The sequence below is a fragment of the Dyella solisilvae genome (assembly GCF_003351225.1).
GTDB classification, from domain to species: domain Bacteria; phylum Pseudomonadota; class Gammaproteobacteria; order Xanthomonadales; family Rhodanobacteraceae; genus Dyella; species Dyella solisilvae.
The window spans coordinates 747,166-765,011 of record NZ_QQSY01000002.1 but is presented as its reverse complement, the minus strand read 5'-3'; the positions used below and the strand labels follow the sequence as shown (position 1 = coordinate 765,011).

At 60.7% G+C, this 17,846-nt stretch carries 10 protein-coding genes and 2 pseudogenes; 7 read left to right on the top strand and 5 right to left on the bottom strand.

What is annotated here, in order from left to right; genetic code table 11:
• Positions 1-151: 151 nt before the first annotated feature.
• From DVT68_RS10570 to DVT68_RS20700, 4 genes and pseudogenes are all read right to left on the bottom strand, one after another.
• Positions 152-284, bottom strand: a pseudogene (locus DVT68_RS10570) (transposase); the annotation flags it as partial.
• Positions 285-474: 190 nt separating this feature from the next.
• Complete coding sequence (locus tag DVT68_RS10565; protein ID WP_114825018.1) at positions 475-1,041, bottom strand: hypothetical protein; 567 nt, start codon at positions 1,039-1,041, stop codon at positions 475-477.
• A gap of 39 nt (positions 1,042-1,080) precedes the next feature.
• Positions 1,081-2,298: a neprosin family prolyl endopeptidase gene (locus DVT68_RS10560; RefSeq protein WP_114825017.1), complete on the bottom strand. Its 1,218-nt coding sequence runs from the start codon at positions 2,296-2,298 to the stop codon at positions 1,081-1,083.
• A gap of 10 nt (positions 2,299-2,308) precedes the next feature.
• A complete protein-coding gene (locus DVT68_RS20700; RefSeq protein ID WP_114825016.1) occupies positions 2,309-3,190 on the bottom strand; it encodes a hypothetical protein in 882 nt (293 codons plus the stop codon).
• A 912-nt stretch (positions 3,191-4,102) separates the two neighbouring features.
• Between DVT68_RS20700 and DVT68_RS20870 the strand changes: the two genes are divergently transcribed.
• The 4 genes and pseudogenes from DVT68_RS20870 (at position 4,103) to DVT68_RS10540 (ending at position 7,831) form a co-directional block, all read left to right on the top strand.
• The gene (locus DVT68_RS20870; RefSeq protein ID WP_425477473.1) at positions 4,103-4,495 is read left to right on the top strand and encodes an FxLYD domain-containing protein; all 393 of its coding nucleotides are present in this window, start codon (positions 4,103-4,105) and stop codon (positions 4,493-4,495) included.
• A 257-nt stretch (positions 4,496-4,752) separates the two neighbouring features.
• Positions 4,753-4,824 (top strand): annotated as a pseudogene (locus DVT68_RS20865) (hypothetical protein); the annotation flags it as partial.
• A 911-nt stretch (positions 4,825-5,735) separates the two neighbouring features.
• Positions 5,736-6,359, top strand: coding sequence for a hypothetical protein (locus tag DVT68_RS10545; protein WP_114825014.1), 624 nt, complete (start codon positions 5,736-5,738; stop codon positions 6,357-6,359).
• A gap of 752 nt (positions 6,360-7,111) precedes the next feature.
• Entirely contained in the window at positions 7,112-7,831 is a 720-nt protein-coding gene (locus DVT68_RS10540) for a hypothetical protein (RefSeq protein WP_114825013.1), read from the top strand.
• A gap of 28 nt (positions 7,832-7,859) precedes the next feature.
• On the opposite strand, the gene DVT68_RS10535 is transcribed toward DVT68_RS10540, so the two are convergent.
• The gene (locus tag DVT68_RS10535; protein ID WP_147281706.1) at positions 7,860-12,947 is read right to left on the bottom strand and encodes a hypothetical protein; all 5,088 of its coding nucleotides are present in this window, start codon (positions 12,945-12,947) and stop codon (positions 7,860-7,862) included.
• Positions 12,948-13,664: 717 nt separating this feature from the next.
• Between DVT68_RS10535 and DVT68_RS10530 the strand changes: the two genes are divergently transcribed.
• The 3 genes from DVT68_RS10530 to DVT68_RS10520 are packed head-to-tail and all read left to right on the top strand — an operon-like array spanning position 13,665 to position 17,796.
• Positions 13,665-15,509: a type I restriction-modification system subunit M gene (locus DVT68_RS10530; RefSeq protein WP_114825011.1), complete on the top strand. Its 1,845-nt coding sequence runs from the start codon at positions 13,665-13,667 to the stop codon at positions 15,507-15,509.
• Positions 15,506-16,876, top strand: coding sequence for a restriction endonuclease subunit S (locus DVT68_RS10525; protein WP_114825010.1), 1,371 nt, complete (start codon positions 15,506-15,508; stop codon positions 16,874-16,876). The genes DVT68_RS10530 and DVT68_RS10525 overlap by 4 nt, the downstream gene beginning before the upstream one ends.
• Entirely contained in the window at positions 16,873-17,796 is a 924-nt protein-coding gene (locus DVT68_RS10520) for a DUF5655 domain-containing protein (RefSeq protein ID WP_114825009.1), read from the top strand. The genes DVT68_RS10525 and DVT68_RS10520 overlap by 4 nt, the downstream gene beginning before the upstream one ends.
• Positions 17,797-17,846: the final 50 nt, after the last annotated feature.

Here is a 17,846-nt window from a genome sequence, read left to right as displayed (position 1 = left end):
CGGCCCACCTCTTCGCCCCCGGTTGGTCTGATTCTAGGTCAAGGAATCGGGATGCGGTGAGGGACTCCCCAGAACCAAGTTGCGGATGTCGGTGATGGGCACGCAGGCGAAGGATTTCGCTCTTCGTTTTGGTCAGCTGGGCGGCTTGCTAAACGGTCTTGTCGGGTTTCTCTGCCTTGACCCTTCGACACGCCGAGGCGAGCAGACACTTCGGCAACCGAGTGGCCACGACCAACCACTTGCCGAACTGCTTCTTCTTTGAATTCCGGGGTAAACCGCTGACTGCTTTTTGGGGCCTCCTCCTATGCTCAAATCATAGGCCGGAAGTGCCGTTATCTCCGGGGCAATCCAAGATCGGTTGCGCGTGTGCACCTGCCTGGCAACAAGTGTCCCGGAGGTCTCGCCGCGGTCTGAAAAGTCGAAGCAAATGGATGGCTGCGATGGCAGCGCAGGTCTTGGGCAGTCCGCTACGACCTATGCGGTCGGAGGAGCATTAGGGCAACGGGGATTGGGACCAAATGTCATTTCGCCCCCGTAAGTGGCGAACAAGTAGATGCGATACCAACGGTGACCGGCGTGCCCGCCCTCCGGAACCTGAGGGTCCAGCATCTTCGCATTGGTGTGGCCGTCCGCTTCAAGCTGCGCCCGAAACGTGTTTTGTCCCATCGCGATGGTGGCGTTTACGTTGCCGTTGTTCTCCTGGTCCTCAAGCACAAGGGGGTTTCCCTTGTACGCCACGTGCACGGTAGGACTCGAGTGATTACAGCTAGGCACGACCGGCGCGCTCGCGACGGTCGCAGGGTGCGCAGGCGACTTTTGCTCCGAAACGGCAGCTGGGCGCTGCTGTTCGGTGACGGCAACTACCGCGAGCACGCCCAAGGCAATTGCGACCAACGCCGCCGTCAGCAGGGTGACGTTCCAATGTCCTGGCTCCGAAGAACCACGCCCCGAGAGCCACTTGAAAAAAGCGGTGGCGATGACACCGATGACACCGAAGACGGTAGTCACGCCCCCCACGGCTCTGATGACATCGGGCTCCATAGCTATCTCCTCTGGCGACTAGATGTGTGCATCGCCCGCTCAAGGCCCGCCGGGACCACCGAAGTAGAAGTAACGGGCGTCATCGTCCGTCCGACCGAACGCTGTCGTGTACTCGTTTGGCACCCCTTGGTCCTGGTGAAGGTCCAGCAATTCAACGGAGTTTCCCTGCGGGTCGACGATGGCCATTTCCCGCTGGTAGGCAGCCTGTTGGTAACCGGCGCTCGCGAGCTGGCCACTCCCCATCGGGGCGTAGGGTGGTCCGCCGCAAACTTCGCCGCCAAATTCCACTGAGTCGGCCACGCCTGTGGCTAGTGATCCGCCCTGAAAGAGGGATCCGGGGAAGCTTCCGATGTGATTTTTCTCTTGATCTCCACCGATATACACGCACCAATTGCCTTCGTAGAACCTGATCGCAACGAAGACCTCCTGCTGATCGCCTCCGATGCTGCTCCACTTACCGAAAGCCTGGCCGAGAATCCGTGGCGCCCCTTGCTTGTAGGTGAATTCTCCCTGCACATCGTCGTTGTAGTGCTGGTAGTCGTTGGCGTAGTCGTCGTTGGTCCAGTAGACGAACGGGGCCGGATCGTTGTGACGCGTTTCCTCGGGGTTGACGTGCCAACCCACCTCCACGGTCTGAGTGCCGTAGGGGCCCTTCCCCACGATCCATAGCTGGGACAGCGAGAATCGCTGCCCCGGGGCGAGCTCGGGCCGCCAGACTGACAGCACGGCGCTCGCACCGGAGTTCTTGACGTTCTGGAACACGGAAGCCCAACGGCGTCCTTCGCCGTCGTACCCTGGGGCATACGCGCCAGCGCTTCTCAATAGCGACCTTGGCCTAGCCCCATATTTCTGATTAAAGCGATCGAACGCGCCGGGGCGCGCCAAATCCTCTAGCGAGAATCGACGCACCGGGACATAGCCCGGCATGTGCGGCGGAGGCGACCGAAAGGCCGGAACCAGTCCGGGGATTTGCACGGTTGGCGCAGCGGCCTCGGATTTCTTATTTCCCCGACGAACCGCCGGCTGATCCTCATCCGGGAAGAAGTCGTAGATCTGACCGTCATGGACTTCGTGCCTGTCGCTCGTAGCACCGGCGTATCGGTCGACCAGGAATTTCCGAATGCGTTCGATATGAGCGCGTTTGTGGTCGCCCTTTGCCACTCCGCTGGTCCGTCCAGCTTTCAGGTTCCGCATGTACGTTGCGAACGAGTCGACGGAGGTGTCCGTCTGATTACGATGCTTGTGACCCTTTGGCATAACACATCTCCTAGGGGGAACCGGCTTTCGCACCAGCCGCAGGCGCTGGCTTTGCGGGCGCTGGAGCCGGGGCGGCCGCCTTTGTCGTAGATGTTGTCTGGTTGCCAGACTTGGCAGGCACGGCCGCAGCGATGGCGGTAATTGTGTCGAACGTGGACTGATACTTGTCCGTATTGGTGTCGACGAGGTCTGCACTGCAAATCGGATGCATGGCAATGTGTCCTTTCTTCGGCAGCGGCAACGGTTCGACGTAGTCCGGGTCAATCAGGGTCATGGTTCCCGTGGCTACTGAATTATTGGCGTTTGGACTCGTGGCGTCGCCCTGCTGAATGGTGATCTCCACAGTCATGCATGCTGGCACGAACCACACCTTAGAGATGTCTGAATCGCCGTGCTCCATGATCGCCGCTAGCTTGCTGATCGGTACCAGGTTCGGCGTGAGTGATGGTTTGACGATGGTGACCGTCATGCAGTCCTTCTCCTTGTTGTTCGCGTCCTTCACACGGGTCACACCAGTCCACGTCTCCGGCGCGGATGCTGTGCTTGAAGAGGAGGCCACGGTGATCTCCTCTACTGGGGAGCACGTGTACTGATCAGTCGCGGGGACTTTCGCTGGCTCATGCCCTGGGGCAGCCGCGGCAGCCGCACCGAATGCGGACACGACCGAGCCGACGATGCTCGAGATCGTTTTGACGCGTGATTCCGTTTCGTCCGTGAACGTGTTTGACGCCGTCTTCGGAATACGCGAGTTGGCCAGCCGCTCGATACTCAGGTCGTTCTCTGAGAAGAAGTCGTTCTGTCCCGAGACGAGGTAGGAAACATTGCTTTCGACCGGCACTACCGAGACGGAGTACACGGTCTTCTTATCGGCCGAGGTCAGATTGACCGTCACGACGGACGGCTCCGGCGGATTACTTGCCTGCGGAGGTTTCGAGCTGTCATCCGCCGTAGCTCCCGGCAAATCCTCCTTTTTTGGCGGGTCTGCCTTCGGGGATGGGGCGCCGGGGGCGGCAGCACCGCCGCCCGCCGCGGCCGCACCTCCTAGATGCGCGCCTGCAGCACCGCCGCCGCCAGCCGCAGCCGCAGCCGCAGCTCCGCGACCAGGCGCTGGAGCCACACCGCCTCCCTTTGCCGGCGGTGTGCCCGCCGCTTTCTTCACCACCTTCTGTGGCGGCTTCTTTCCCAGAGCACCGTCAGCCGGCCCAGCTCCAACCTTGCCACCAGGCAACTCCGCGGCCGCCGGCGATTGAGCGGCGCTGGCGACAATGATCAGGCGACTGTTGGGGAGAACTACCGTCTGCGCTCCATCAGACACGTTCTCAAGGAGCTTCTTGACGTCATCGTCACTGGGGCTTCCAACCGGGCCGACGGTGTAGTTGCTGTACTTCACTGAAGCGCTGCCACATGCGCACAAAAGCAGAGATGCGGCACAACAAATCCAGAAGCCGTAACGAGTCATCGACTGCGCTCCTTTTGGGTTGAACTCCGATCACCTGCCTAGACACGTTTGGTGTGCTAAGCCCCGCAGACGCCCGTCACCCCTGAGGGGTGCTGCAACAAAGCTAGATGGAATCCCCGGCGCTCGATGTCGCCGAGTCGACCGCACAATGGCCCGAGACTATCGGAGGGCGGCGATATGCAAACAATCGACCAAAAGGAGTAACGAATTACCTGCCGTCGTGGCGCGAAACCAGAGCCAAGCGTGCCGCTAGACTGGTAAGGTTGGTCGCGCGGCGACGTGAGCACGCCGTCGCCGATTCGCCTTCCAGCGGGCAGTCATATCAGCAGTACGTAGGGGATCAGTGTGGGACTAAGCAGCAGACTCGGCGCCAAATGTCTGGGCACAAGAGTTCAATGCCAGCTCGCTGCCTTCGCGATTGCGGTTGGCATCGTCGTATTCACCGTGGACACGCAGGCCGCCGAGAGGCATGACCCAGGCGTTCGTGTCGAGACCTACCGCGTCGAGCGCGACGTTCATCCGGGCCGCAATCGGGTTGTGGGGACGCTCACCAACGTCGGCAGTGATTCCGTGCGCAAGGCACGAGTTACATTCAAGCTCTTCGACGCGAACTGGCATATTGTCGGGCGCGCAGTGGATGAAGTCCACGACCTGGAACCTGGGCAGACGTGGAAGTTTCACGCGCTGGCTCGAGGCAATGTGAGCCGAGCGCGGCTTCTGCGGGTCGACGCTGAATAGCACGCCCTCCCAGACCTGGGCTCTCGGCGGGTTGTCTGTGGGGCTGCATGCTCGGCCACGAGCACCGATCGGGTCGTGGGGGAGTCGGTCTAGGAAGCCTATGTGTCAGGAATTTTTTGCTGCCGCTGAATACGACAGTGATGGCCAGGCCGGCTTTGCCCTATGTATTACTCATTAGTCTCGGATCCGGCATCATGGGAGATGCTGCCATTGGCCTTGTTTACCTAGGCACAAAGCTCTTCTAACTCGCGGTTACTTCTCGTCGGCTGCACGATATGGGCCATAGCGTTTGGTGGCAACTCATAGCGCTCCCGCCGTCCATTGGCTGAGCGGTCTAGATCCACTTGTGTGTGCAGGGGCCCGTTGATCCGAACAGCTATGCATAGAGCTGTTTGGCAGTTGCCATTGGGGAAGCTAATCGGACGGCTTTCATTCGGGGTGTCTGCTATGGCCAAGATCTGTACCGACTCGCCTGCCTGTAACATCCAAGTGACTTTGAGTTTGGATAGTCCGCGGCCTCTCTCTTTTGGCTGGTTGTCCTCTTAGCCCTCGCTTTCGAAAATCCCCGTGACCCATGACGTAGAACGCCGACTCCGGGGGGGGGGCGGCCGTGGACAGGCCCGTGGGTAAGGGAGGCGAACATGTCGATGTCCAAGGCGTGTGCAGCGGTGGCGTTGGTTGGGGCCATGACAATGGCATTCGGGTTGGCTGCCCAGTCTGCGCCAGGCGGTGGAATGCCAGGCCCAGGAGCGGCAGGTGGCATGCCCAGCGTGGATTCCGTCGGTCGGTTCCCGGGTCAGCTCGGGGCAGGCGCGTTACCAGGTCAAGCGCCTGCGGCCAAGTCCTACGAGATTCGGATTAAGTACGTTGATCCCGTGACTGGTGCGCTCCGAGTGCAAACCCAGAAGTTCGACCCGGTGGTCATCCAGTACCGGGATCCAAATACCGGCGAGATCCACACCTGGTCCCCCGGTCATGAGAGCAACGACGACCACTCCACGCAGCCAAAACAGCAAGGCCAAACGCCCCCAACAAGGCCTCCTGGCGACCATCAAGAAACGGCGCCACCGGGTCCGGGAAGTGGCGGTGATGGTGATGGTCAGATTGGGACTAACTACGGGGATCTAGGCCCGAATCCGCTTCCGACGAGCAATGGCCCTAAAAACCCGCCTGCAAAGCCGAAAGTGTGTCCCAACGGCCAGTCTGTTCCGCCGAATGGGGTTTGCTAAGGAGAGCATTCATGACCGTCGATCGCGCCTTTCCTGCTGCAAAAGCCTTGCTCCTCACCGCCCTCGCAATCTGCGCCATCGGCGCCGCGTTCTCACTAATTACTTATCTGCGAGCCGCACCTGGTCCCTATGACGCTGGCACTAAAGACTGGGTGCAGGCGTGTTCGGCAGACCGGGTGCACGCGCCAGCGGTCTGTGGATTCACGAAGGATTTGCTAGTGGCAAACCTACGAGTCCAGGAAAAGGTGGGTGACGCCAATCTGCGCCGCGAAACCTGGATCTGGCACCACGTCGCCTCGATGATGATTTTCTTCGTCGTCACAGGCGCATTCATCATTGCGCTCTATCTGGCCTATCTCCAGTTTGTCCGTGAAGGACAGGGTGTTGCGCCGGCAGTGGATGGGCAACCGGATCCCCGCCGCTTCGTGGCAAAGTTCTTCGGTATGGAATTCGATTCGTCCGGAGTTGGCTTGAGCGTTCTCGTCATGGCGTTTGCCTTCTTCCTCGCCTATCTGGCGTGGGTCTACCCGGTGACACAGCTCGAAGTTACGAATCCGAGCGGACCACCAACTGGGAAGGTACCTGCGAGCGCTGCAAGCGCAGCGACGACGCAGACGGCGGCGAAGAGTCCCTGACGCATTTGACACTCTCGGATCTGGAAGGTCGATTGGTTTGGCCAGCACCAAATCTTTATCGGCACTTTTTGCTTCATCAGTCGCACCTCGTCCCGTAAAGACATCGGCGGGGAGAAGCCACGGGACCACGAAAGTAGCCGCGAGACGAGGTCATAGTTGACGCCTGCGCTCATTTGGACGACTGTAGCCCTACGGGCGGTGCCCGTCCCATTGCAGGGGGGATCGCCTGCTCAACATTTAGCTGGCCCTCTGGGCGGCAGATCACGCCGGAAAGCTAGTGCTTTCCCGGCCATCGAGCAGATGGGGCGTGCCACCTAAGTGCGGTCGTAGCGACCTCCTAATCGCACGACCCAAACCTGAATCCCACGCCTAGCAAGCAGTCGTGGCTGTCGTTATTGATAGCTGCGCTTCGTGTCGCCCGTCGGGCTAGCCCCCTCGAATGACGGTCGCCACCGACATCTAAGGTGCCACTGTTGGTGTTTTCGCGGTCGAGTGGCCAGCAATACTCGAAGTGAATCTTTACCGCATTGGGATTGCGCCTGAATGCGACGCATCGCATTGCTCATCCAAATTTTGGTCGACTCAGTTCCTCGCAGTCGCACCTGCCAAATCCTTGAGGCCCGGGCGCATCGCGCGTCGTCCAGCCTTGCACATCTCATTCCTCTTGGGCACCGGCGTTCGGCTCGGTCCGGCAGCCCTTTGTTCGCGCGGCCGGACCGAGCCACCCCACTCCACTCATTGAGGAGAAAATCATGTCTGACAATGCTGACCGCGAAAGCGAAGGATTGATTATTCTGAAGCTTGCCGACGCCTGCGAAAACAGCGGGCGGATCCCGCTGACCGAAGTTGACATCAACAAGTTTGGTGGAGTGCGTCCGGTGTACCGGGCGCTGCGTAAGGCCCTCGGAGCACGGTTTTCTGCCTTGGTCCTGGATGGCGCAGAAGTCCGGATGCAAGTGCGTCCCAATGAGCATGATGGGACGCCCTATGATCTGACTACTTTCGCTGTCGATACCGAGGCAACGGCCATCGAAGTGCAGGCTAATGGTGACTTGGCACGACCGCTGCCGATCGCGCAAGTGGTGAAGCGGCTGGACCTTGTTGCGGTTATTCAGGCCGTATCGCGTGCCCGTCATGTCTTTGGTCTGGACGTGTTTGCAGTCTGCGCAGGCGAGGCACGCAAACTCCCGGTTCTCCCGCCCGCCGCCTTCACCCAACCCGATCCCGACAGCGAATTGCGCAAGGAGGGATCGTTCGCCATCAAAGGACTTGTACGGGACGATCAGCGCGGTCACCAACTGCTCGTCACCGACGGCGAGCACCGCGTGCAGCTGCCCCGCGACGATCCTCGCTGGACGTGGGCGGAGATCGGTCACATTCTCGATCGGCAGGCGATGCTGGTCGGTGCGCTCGTGCGGGGAAGTAAGGCGCAACTGTGGACGGTTGACGACGCGACGCGGCTGGAAACCTAGCAGCCAGTACTGAAGTCGACTCGAGGCCTCACTTCATCTGGAGTTTGGTGAAAATCCAAACGATGGCCATTACCCAACGGAAGGCGGCGGCGTGGGACATGCCTCTGTCCCCGCCGCCGCGTGTCGTCAGGACGTTCGAGTCAGCGGAAACATCTATTCCTAACGCGAGGTTGGTGGTCGCGAGGAATCGTCGGGCAGCGTCGACCTGGTGCGCCGTCGTAAGGACCATGAGAACGTCCGAATGGTGCAATCGTTCGATGTGTGCCTGCTCCACGAAAATTTCGGCAAGCAGCTTCGTATCGGCGTCAGGGGGGGCGCTCAGGAAGGCAAACAGCTTCTTTGTGCCGCTCAGGTGACGGGGCGGCTTTAGGACAATGCGTTTTTGACGCAACTGGGCCAGAGGCCAGGGCGCCAACCCTTTCCGGCTGACATATTCGGACGCAAGCCGATCCATAGCATCCGCCTGTCTTCCGGACAAACCGCTGTGTAGCAGGGCTTCATGCCGATCTCTGTACTGGTGGAGGGCGCGGGCATACCCATCGATATGCCTGGGACTAATGGTCTGGCGGTGCTTCAGTGGTGGTGGCTCGGTCAGGTGCTCTGCGGGTGCCGGTGCGGGTACCGAATTGAGTCGAGTGAACACGATGCCCAGCCGTTGTGGTGAGCGCGCGGCACCCGCGCGCAGCCACGCCATGTCGAGGGAGGGCGCATCCAGATTGGTTACGGCAAGGATGTCGGCGCGAGTGGCACTGCGTCCCTCGCGGAGTTGACCACTAAAGGCGATTGCGGGATCGCTGATGTAATGCTGCATGGGTGTCTGGATCAGCGTGTGTCCAGAGATGCACATGGCCGCATAGGTATCACGCGCCATCGGCTGCAATAGGTCGGCCACTTGCTCGTGTCGTGCGCTGATTCGATTCTTTCTCAACCAATACGTGTGCGCCTTGCGGTTTGCGCTGACCCATTTCAGCAATTGGTCGATTCTGCGGGTGAGGTAGGAGCGGCTGAAACGTCGCTTCTCACCGGCCTTGACCGCAAACAACGGCGCGTTCCACCACGGCGTGTCGCTGAGTGACCTCTTTTCCTGCTCCACCCATGCGACCAGACGAGTGCGCGATTTTTCCCAGGTGGAGCCTTCCAGTGGTACGAATCCCAGTGATGCGGTGCTCTTGGCACGGCCATACCCGCCGCTGGTACGAACGCGGACAAAGTCCCTCCCGAGCCCCAGCAATACGACATCCCCCAACGTCAGCCCGAAGGCGCTCGCCGGGCGAATACCGCTTCCCTCGAGGATGAGGAACATGATCTCTCGCAGTTCCAGTAACCGCATTGCCTCGGGGGTGCGATCCTCCCTGGCTGCTTCGGCTGTCAGGTCTGCGTGGAGCTCCGCGAGCACACCCTCAACCTCTCTGCCAGTAAGCATGCCAGGATCCACAAAGGTCACCCGAACACCGGCAAACGCCGCAAGCTCGGCAAGAGGGATCTCTGGCATCTGATGGACTTCGACCAAATACTGATGGAAGGGCATCAGTGCATCGAACGCCTGGCGGCGCGCGGTGACAGGCTTGCCGACAAGCACTGCCATGTACCGGGCGCGGAATTCGTCCGTTTCCCATTCGAGGATGGACTGCTGACCGGCGATGGCCAGCAGGTCGGAGGCAAACCGCCTCAGCCAGCCGAGCGTCGCGTGCTGGAGATGCGGCTTGCGACGTCCGCCGTATCGCAGGCGGTGTCGCGTGTAACCGATCAGCAAGCCGAGATTGGTGTGCTCGCCGAACTCTCGCTGCAGCTTGGCGAGATGGGTCTCGAGCTTGCCACGCCAGCCATGGTGGCTATCGGACTTGCCTCCCGTGAGTTTCGGAAAGGTTTCCGGGTCGAGAGCACCCACTAGCCGGGCGTAACCCTTTGCAGTGTCACGACTGTCCGACGCCTTGGAGCCCGCGCGGGGCGGAGAGGGCTCATCCTCGTATGTGGGTTCCCTTGCTGATCGATCATCTGCCCCCGTCGGCTCCGCAGTGCGTAGCGGCCATTTGTCGTCCCTGGCGACGCTGCGTTCCACCGGCACCGCTGCAAGGGATGAATCGCCGAGCATCACAGTGCGCTCTGGCCCTGACAGTTCCAGCCGGCCCGCAGCCTGGAAAAGCAATTCCACATGCCTCAGAAGTTCGGTATCTGCTTCGGGGATGGGCATGGGTAACGCAAGCGCCTGGCGCCACCAGGCGGCCGCCTGCCCGTGATCGGGCGCGCGTGCGGTTGGTGCGTCATGGCTCCGACGCGCAAGCACCAAGGCGGGCAAGCCACCAAACGCCATCGGGACAAGGGCCCGATCAACCACGGCGGGAATGCGGATGCAGTCGACGCGGGCGTGGCTCCGGACCCCTTTGGCGGCGGCGGCTACTGCAGCTGTCGCCAAAGGGAGATCGCGATAGGCTGAGTACGCCAGTACGCTGGTCGTCGCCAATGGGCCTTGATCGTGTGCGCGCCCTTTCGATGCGCGTTCGAGAAGCCGATATCGGAGCGCTTCCGCATGGCGGACCGCCAGGCCCAGTCCCGGTAGGAATGGCGATGGATTCGATGTAACGCTCAAGATTGGCCGGCTCGGAAGCGGCCCCTGGACCAACCCGCGTCGCCGGGCAGCCAGGATGATGCGAAACAAAAGGATGCGGGCGGCAATGCCTTCGGTCGCATCGTTGGGTTCTTTATCCCCTTGGCGGACCCGATCACAGAGCAAGCCGTAATGGGCCTGGGACATCTCCACCGCAGGAGCCTTCTGCAAGTCGGATGCAAGCTCAAGGCGGCGGGTTTCAATATTGATGCGTAGGGACGGAAAGTATTCGGCGACGGCTTGGGCCAGGCGTTCGCAGACGTCACCGGACACTTCCTTCCAGCGTTCCACCAACTTGGCTTTCAGGCGACGGACGTTTTCATCGTGCTTAGACGCATGCGCTTGAGCCACGGATGCCCAGTCCTTCAGTGGACGCTCGGGCACACCGTCCCACGACCATCTGGGCGTGCGCTGAGTCGGTGGATACCAGCCGTCGCGGACCATGATTTCGTCCAGCACGGGTGCCATCACGTCGCCGAACGCTTTCGCGCTCCAGGGAGACAAGTCGGCCAGCGCATGGGCCGGGGTCACTACCCAGCCCAGTTGTGCATGCCGCAGCTCCGCATCGACGTGTTCGCGTTGCAAACACGCATTGAGGCGATGGCGATAGTGGTTAGGCGTGTCCCGCAGCGGCTCTGGCATGGTGCAGCGGAATTCGGCCACTGTTAGCGGGCCCCCCTCGCCATCCGGCATTGAGAAAAGGGGGGCGTCGGAACGAAGGATGCGCACAGCGTGGCGGGCGGCTTCAGTATCAGGGGCGCCATCGGCCAGTTGGCACAGACGGTCCAGGAAGATCCTGAGGTCTGCCAGCCATCGGCGACCGGTTGCAGCGATGCGTGTCATCCGCAGCATGTCACTGGCCTTGTCGGTGATGACGATCACTGCGAATTCGGGAACCACCTGATCGAGGTCGATCTCTCCGAGCCAGCTGTGCGGTCTCGCTCCGGTCACCGCACAGAGGGCGCCCACAAGGTGATCCCTGTGGGCGCGCCATTGGGCAATCTCGGAACCCTTCCTTTGGTGGGATGCGGAACGCATCTGTTGTCGTAGTTGCGCAGGCCAGCGCCGAGCCGCTTCATCGGTCAAGACGAGCTTCGACCCCAGTGTCTGTGATGCCCCGGGTGCTGATTGGACGGTTTCGCCGAACCAGCGCTGCTGGATGGCCGTGACAGCGGCAACCACCTCCCCTCCCGGTTGCGCCGAATAATGTGCCGGGGCGGCAGACAAGGAGAACGTGTCTCCAAGTACCAGCTGCGCGATCTCGGAACCAAACCTTTGCGTGAGCTCGGCGGCAAGGGCAAGTCGAACCTGACTCGGGGCGAGGCCGATCTCCGGCGCCAGGCGTTGGCTGATGCCCCAAAGGTGGTAGCGATCCGCCGCCGGCATGGAGCGCCGGGGGAGCACTGCGGTGCCAACCGTGGGTGCCCCACTGGGGGATATCTGCCGCAACACATGATGCAGGCCTGGTGGCAATGGCCAAGCCAGTTGCTCAGCCGGTTCCTCCAGCCAGCCATTCAAGGTGGATGGCGGCTTGACGGCATACGGGGGCATGCAGATGCAGCGGTACAGCCATGGATGGTTGGGATCGATGGCGATCGTCTTGTCTGATGCTTTTGTACCCCAGACGACGAGCTCCAGATCCAACTCGCGGATTCCTGTCGCAAGCGCCAAGGCCAGCGCCGCGGGTCCCTCTGCCTCGACAGAATGACCGGTTGCGACGGCTGCCTTGGCGGCTTGCATCGCAGCCTTCGCGAGCGTTGTGATTAGTTCGCTGGGTGCAATCTGGTCAACAGGCGAGTAGAGGTCCCCCCCGCTGGCTCGCACCATTCCATTGGCGATGGCCTTGCACTTCCTGATCCGCGGCGAATCTTCGGGCTCCCCCTCCGATGCAGGCTCCGACACGTCGCATTGGACGACCGACTGGTCATCGGGGTCGGCACCCCCGCCAACCTCTTGGCTGGGAGCTTCGATATCCAGGAGGAGAGCGTGTGGTCGAAGAGCGGCTGAGAGCTGAATGGGGTCGGCCCGAATCCAGCGGATGAGGGTGTCACGTATCCACTGTCGCCAAGCCGCCCCAAACGTTTGGTGCAGTCGATCACCGCCATCTCGAAACTGCGTGTCGACGCTGAGAATCATCCTCGGCAGAGAAGGGGAATCCCCGAGAATCAATCGAAGGGGCGAATCGCGGTCCTCTAGTGCGCCGCGAATGATCCCGGCCAGCCCGGCGATCCGCCTTCGCTGCTTGTCTGGCACCGAAGATCCCACCTCGATTGCCGCCGTCGCTAGGACGAGGAGCAACCGGTTCAACCCGGGAAACTGCATCTCGGGGCGAAAGAGAAGGAGTGTGGCGGAGACCGGATTGTCTTGGCGGCTACCCGGGGGTGGTCGGGCGCCAGGCGAGCCCGTCGCCCTGAGGAGGGCCAGTTCATTCGCATTCTCGGCAAGGAAGTGACCGAGCGGGAACAAGATCGTGCGGTCTTCCGGAGCGGCTGAAGCCCACAGGTAGTTCAAGGCATCTGCCACAGCCTTGGCCCACGCCCCCGGGATGGCGACGCCATCCAGTTGGTCCAACACACGGAGTTGGGAAGCCCGCGAGTCCATGCCGACACAATAGTGCTGGAGTCAGCCCGTCCGCAACGTACGTGACAGCGATCTAACTACCTCAATCTACAAAGAGTGCTGTTCAGGACGGCCGTGCCAGAAATTTCCCTGATTCCGCCGACACATCGGTTAGAATCTTGTAACTATATATCTATATGAATATACGTAGTATTTTGTACTACTTGGCAGTTTTGCTTCGCAGTTACCATGTAACTTTAAGTGGATCGATGTACTACATCGAACTAGCTCTCATAATGCTGGGGTCGGTGGTTCGAGTCCACCCATAGCCACCATTCGGGCTTCGAGCCCTGCCAATCAGACGTTCCCGGTGATTTCCAGAGCCCAGCCTCCCGCAGGGCCGGAATTGTTCCCGAGCGTGGGCGCGCTATTTGTCTCCCCTCTCATTAGTTCGCTTGCCCTTCCAGGGGCGGCGTGAGATCGCTCGAGAGCTGCGCGTGGCTGGTTGCCGTGAGGCGTGGCCGCGTCTCAGGCTGCGGGAGAACCATATCGGAGCATGCCTGGCCCCAGGGCGCGCCATGGGCCGCGCACATCTCAACGAGATCACCACCCGTTTCCGGCACACTACTTTGCCAAGACTGTGACCCTTTCAAGGACGTACCGCACACCATGAATCAATCCGCGCTATCCGCCCTCATCTGGTCTGTCGCCGACTTGCTGCGCGGTGACTACAAGCAGTCCGAATACGGGCGCGTGATCCTGCCGTTCACCGTGCTGCGTCGCCTGGACTGCGTGCTGGAGGCGACGAAGCCGGCGGTGCTTGCCGAATTTGCCGCCAAGACCCAGGCGGGCCTCAATCCCGATCCGTTCCTGCTGCGCAAGTCTGGGCAGTCGTTCTACAACACTTCGGAGCTGGACCTGCCCAAGCTCCTGGGCGATCAGGACCACATCCGCCAGAACCTCTACGCCTACATCCAGGGTTTCTCGCCCTCGGCGCGTGACATCTTCGAACGATTCGACTTCTACACGCAGATCGAGCGTCTGGCCAAGGCGGACCTGCTGTACCTGGTCACCGAGAAATTCGCCAACGTCGACCTGCATCCGCAGCGCGTCGACAACGCGCAGATGGGCCTCGTGTTCGAGGAGCTGATCCGCAAGTTCGCCGAACTCTCCAACGAAACCGCCGGTGAGCACTTCACCCCGCGCGAAGTCATCCGCCTGATGGTCAACCTCATCTTCATCGAGGACAACGACGTGCTCACCCCCGGCAACGCCGTGGTGCGCACCATCTACGACCCCACGGCCGGCACCGGCGGCATGCTCTCGGTGGCCGCCGAGCACCTGCTGGAACACAACCCCGCCGCACGCCTCACCTTGTTTGGCCAGGAGCTCAACGACGAGTCCTATGCCATCTGCAAGGCCGACATGCTGATCCGCGGCCAGGATGTGGCCAACATCATCGCCGGCAATACCTTGAGCGAAGACGGCCACGGCGGACGCAAGTTCGACTACATGCTTTCCAATCCGCCCTTTGGCGTGGAATGGAAAAAGGTTGAGAAGGTGGTGCGCAAGGAGCACGAGGAAAAAGGCTTCGACGGCCGCTTCGGCCCCGGCCTGCCGCGCGTGTCCGATGGCTCGATGCTGTTTCTCATGCACCTCGTGTCGAAGATGGCGCCGGTGGCGAACGGCGAAGGCGGTACCCGCTTTGGCATCGTGCTCAACGGCTCACCGCTGTTTACTGGCGGCGCCGGCAGCGGCGAGAGCGAAATCCGGCGCTACGTGCTGGAGAACGACCTGGTGGAAGCCATCATCGGCCTGCCCACCGACATGTTCTACAACACCGGCATCGCCACCTACGTGTGGATCATCTCCAACAAGAAACCCGCGCAGCGCAAGGGCAAGGTGCAGCTGATCGACGCCGGAAGCTTCTGGCAGAAAATGCGCAAAAGCCTGGGCTCCAAGCGCAAGGAGATGAGCGACGAGCACATCGCCACCGTCACTCGCCTGTTCGGTGAGTTCACCGAGGCCGAACTCGTCACCGTGTTCGATGCCGACGGCAAGCAGATCGCTGAGCAGCTGGTCACGACCTCGGACAAGGCACCCGTCGAGCCGGAGGGCGGCAAGCTCAAGCGCGCACCCATCTCGCGCATCTTCAATAACCAGGATTTCGGCTACACCACCATCACCGTCGAGCGTCCGTTGCGCGACGAGGCGGGCGAGGTGGTGCTAGGCCTCAAGGGCAAGCAGAAAGGCAAGCCGCAGGCCGACAGCGCGCTGCGCGATACCGAAAATGTGCCGCTGGGCGAGGACATCCATGCCTACTTCCAGCGCAAAGTGCTGCCGCACGCGGCGGACGCCTGGATTGACGAGGACAAGAGCAAGGTCGGCTACGAGATTCCGTTCAACCGCCACTTCTATGTGTTTGAACCGCCGCGCAGCCTGCATGAGATTGACGAGGAGCTGAAGGCAGTGTCGGCCAGCATCATGAAGATGCTTGGGGAGTTGGCGGAATGAGTTTGCCAAAGTATCCGGAGTATCGGAGCAGTGGGGTGGAGTGGCTGGGAAACGTGCCTACCCATTGGCGTATCGATCGCTTCAAGGCTTCCATCGAGTCCTGCAGAAACGGCATCTGGGGTGGGGAGCCGAACGGCAATGGCGACGATATTGCTTGTGTGCGAGTGGCCGACTTTGATCGATCAAGACTTGTTGTGAAAGGCAAAATTCCGACCCTGCGAAATGTTTCGGAAAAAGAGCGAGTGGGGCGGATTCTTGAGAAGGGAAATTTGCTCCTCGAAAAGTCTGGTGGAGGTGAGCTCCAGCCGGTCGGGCAAGTAGTGATGTACCAGTGCACCGTCCCGGCGGTTTGCTCCAATTTCGTTGCAAAGATGACGCTAGCTTCGGGCATGTTCCCGTCCTACTGGAACTACGTGCACAGCGCGGCGTATTCCGTGCGAGTTAATGTCGGGGCGATTAATCAGACGTCCGGTATTCAGAACCTTGATCAGGACCGCTATTTCAACGAGCAGGCGCCTTTCCCGCCAACAATTGAGCAGGCTGCCATTGCAGCATTTTTGGATCGCGAAACCGCCAAAATCGACGCACTGATTGCCGAACAGGAAAAGCTGATCGCGCTGCTGGCCGAAAAGCGCCAGGCCACCATCTCCCACGCCGTCACCCGAGGTCTTAACCCCGACGCCCCCATGAAGGATTCCGGCTTGGTGTGGCTGGGAGAGGTGCCGGCCCATTGGAAGATCTCGCGGCTAAAGTACGCGACTTCAATGATTGTCGATTGTCCGCACGAAACCCCCGTCTACGATGAGGAGGGGCCATACAAGGTAGTAAGAACGGCGGATTTGACTGAAGGGGAGCTCCATACTGACAAGATGTACGCCGTGAGCGAGTTGGAGTATCGGAATCGCATCCGTCGGCAGTTCTTGAAGAAGGATGACATTGTCTACGGGCGGGAAGGTGAGCGCTGGGGACTCGCGGCTCAAATTCCTCGCGACGACGAGTTCTGTCTAGGGCAGCGAATGATGCAGTTTCGAACTTCTGATGCAATGCATGCGGGCTACTTGATGTGGCAACTCAATTCATTGAGCACCTACAGGCAAGGCCAGTTGGACACTGTTGGCGCGACCTCGCCACATGTGAATGTCGGAACTATTCGCAACTATGTACTTGCCGAACCGCCGTTTGAAGAGCAGCGCGCAATTTTCGCGTTTTTGGAGACAGAAACGATGAGGCTCGATGACCTTGATGGCGAGGCCGGGCGCATTATCGCCCTCCTCAAAGAACGCCGCAGCGCCCTCATCGCCGCTGCCGTTACCGGCCAGATTGACGTACGCGGCACGGTCCCTGAGGAAACGGAGCTTCCCGCATGACCGACATCCGGCTCTTTCGCATCAGTGAACGAAGCGCCACCGAATTGCCCGGGCGCACCGTAGCGTTGGAGCGTCAGTTGCAAAACCTGATCGAAGCGCAGATGGTGACCTTTCTCGGCGTGCGCTTCCTTGCCACCGAATATGCGACGGGGAAGACTCACAAAGGCCGCATCGATTCGCTTGGGCTGGACGAAAATGGCAGCCCGGTAATCATCGAATACAAGCGACACAGCAACGAGAACGTCATCAACCAGGGTCTGTTCTATCTGGACTGGCTCTTGGATCACCAGGCCGAATTTCGCTGGCTGGTGATGGAGAAGCTAGGCAAGGAGACGGCCGACTCCATTGACTGGAGCGGCACACGGCTGCTGTGCATCGCGGGGGATTTCACCCGTTACGACGAACACGCCGTGCAGCAGATTCCTCGCAACATCGAGTTGCTGCGCTACAGGCTGTTTGCTGACGACTTGCTGCTGCTTGAATTGGTTAACGCGGTGAGCGTGACCGACGCTACTGCCGTAAAACCCGACGCTGTCCCCGCCGTTGCGAACGCCAAGGCAGGCGGCAAGGACAAGAGCTTCGACGACCAGTACGCCGGAGCATTGCCCGAAACGCGCGAGCTTTATGACGCATTGGCCTCCTATGTCCGGTCGCTTGGCGACGACGTACAGGAGCGGCGCCTCAAGCTGTACAACGCATTTCGTCGTCTGAAGAACTTCGTCAGCGTGGTGATGTATCCGAACAAGATGCTGGCCATCCTGAAGGTGAATCCGGAAACGGTGGCGCTGGAGGAGGGCTTCAGTCGCGACGTCCGTCAGATTGGCCACTGGGGCACAGGCGACCTGGAGTTGACGTTGCGCACCATGGCCGACCTGGAAAAGGCCAAGCCCCTGCTGAGCCGAAGCTATAGCGAGGGTTGATGGGCCGCATCCCGCCGGCAGCTCTTGTGCGGATGTTGCAATAAAGGCAA